Annotated in this window: 1 protein-coding gene; it reads left to right on the plus strand. The window is 66.0% G+C overall.

The window, feature by feature from the left end:
• On the plus strand, nt 1–2,566 hold a 2,566-nt coding region (locus AC54AF_RS26970), incomplete at both ends, for a beta strand repeat-containing protein (protein ID WP_496639040.1).

Genomic DNA, 2,566 nt, shown 5'->3' on the forward strand with positions numbered 1-2,566 from the left:
TCGAATTTTGGCGGCGCGACGGCGGTGACCTTCGGCGCCACCGCAGCCACGGGCTTTACTGTCAACAGCGCCACGCAGATCACGGCCACGGCGCCAAGCGGTTCCGGCACGGTCGATGTACGCGTCACCACGACGGGTGGCACCAGCGTCACCAGCGTCGCTGATCAATTTACCTATGTGGCAAAGCCGGTGGTTAGCAGCATTTCACCCACCTCAGGTCTGGCCACCGGCGGCACCACGGTCACCATTACCGGCACGGGCTTTACCGGCGCGACAGCCGTGACCTTTGGCGTCACGGCGGCCACCGGCTTTACGGTCAACAGCGCCACGCAGATCACGGCCACGGCGCCAGCGGGCACGGGCACGGTGGACGTGACTGTCACCACACTTGGTGGCACCAGCGCCGCCGGCGCGGCGGACAAGTTCACGTATGTGGTGGCACCGACAGTTACCGGCCTGTCGCCGGCGCAAGGCCCCACCAGCGGCGGCACCACGGTCACCATCACGGGGTCGAATTTTGGCGGCGCGACGGCGGTGACCTTCGGCGCCACGGCAGCGACCGGCTTCACCGTCAACAGCGCCACACAGATCACGGCCACGGCGCCAGCCGGCTCGGGCAGGGTCGATGTGCGCATCACCACGGCTGGCGGTACCAGCGTTGCGGTTACAGCGGATCAGTTCACGTACGTGGGCGCACCAGTGGTGAGCGGCCTGTCGCCCACGGCTGGTCCAACGACGGGCGGCACCAGCGTCACGATCAATGGCAGCGGCTTTAGCGGCGCCACGGCAGTGACATTTGGCGCCACCGCAGCCACCGGCTTCACCGTCAATAGTGCCACGCAAATCACGGCCACGGCGCCAAGCGGTTCCGGCACGGTCGATGTTCACATCACCACTATTGGCGGCACCAGCGCGACCATTGCCGCTGACCAGTTCACGTACGTGCTGGCACCGACAGTTACCGGCCTGTCGCCGGCGCAAGGCCCCACCAGCGGCGGCACCACGGTCACCATCACCGGCAGCGGTTTTAGCGGCGCCACGGCGGTGACTTTCGGCGCCACGGCGGCGACGGGCTTTACGGTCAACAGCGCCACGCAGATCACGGCGACGGCGCCAGCCGGCAGTGCTGGCACGGTGGATGTGCGCGTCACCGCCATTGGCGGTACCAGCGCCACCAGCGTCGCCGATCAATTTACGTATGTGGCGGCACCGGCAGTCACGGGCCTGTCGCCTGCGGCTGGTCCCACCACAGGCGGCACCACGGTCACCATTACCGGCACGGGCTTTGGTGGCACGACAGCCGTGACGTTTGGAGCCACCGCAGCAACCGGTTTCACCGTCAACAGCGCCACACAGATAACGGCCACGGCGCCAGCCGGCTCTGGTACGGTCGATGTGCGCATCACCACGGTTGGCGGTACCAGTGCTGCGGTTGCAGCGGATCAGTTCACGTATGTGGGCGCACCGGTGGTGAGCGGCCTGTCGCCCACGGCCGGTCCAACGACGGGTGGCACCAGCGTGACGATCAACGGCAGCGGCTTTAGCGGCGCCACGGCAGTGACATTTGGCGCCACCGCAGCCACCGGCTTCACCGTCAATAGTGCCACGCAAATCACGGCCACGGCGCCAAGCGGTTCCGGCACGGTCGATGTACGCGTCACCACGACGGGTGGTACCAGCGCCACCGGGGCAGCGGACCAGTTCACCTATGTGGCGGTACCGGTAGTCACCGGCATTGCGCCCGCTTCCGGCGCCATTACCGGCGGCACCAGCGTGGTCGTTACCGGCACGGGCTTTGGCGGCGCCACGGCGGTGCGATTCGGTGGCGCCAATGCCACCAGCTTCACAGTCAACAGTGCTACGCAGATCACGGCCACCAGTCCATCGGGCAGCCTGGGCGTGGTGGACGTGAAAGTCACCACGGTTGGCGGTACCAGTGCAAACAACGCTGCGGATCAATTTACGTATATCCCGACCGGCGTCATCACGTTTGTAACACCGACTGCGACATCGGTGCCCTTGGGGAATAGCTTGACCAACGTGGCTACTTCCAGCCTCGCGGGCGGCAGTTATGGCGCCATCAGCTATACCAGTTCGAATATGGGCGTGGCCACCGTCAGCAGCTCAGGCGTCATCACGCCCGTGGCCGCAGGTACCAGCAGCATCACCGCGACGCAGGCCGCAGTGGCAGGCGTTAATGCCCAGGCAGCGCAAAGCTATACCTTGACGGTGACGTCCGCGATGGACATCACGCCAGCCAGCTTGCCGGGCGCGACTGTTGGTACGGCTTACAGCCAGCAACTGACGGCCAGTGGCGGTATCGGGCCATACGCGTTTGCGGTCACCGGTAGCGTCCCGGCCGGGATGACGCTGAGCGCTAGCGGCATACTGAGCGGTACGCCAACGGCAGCCGGCAGTTTTGCGCTGAGCGTCAAAGTGACGGATACACGTCAGTTCACGGCAACGAAAAACTATACCTTGGCCGTGGCGTCGGCGACGCTCGCCCTGACCCCGGCCAGCTTGCCCAATCCGACGGCGGAAGCGGCCTACACTGCGACCCTGACGG

The organism is Janthinobacterium sp. JF4 (assembly GCF_059617925.1).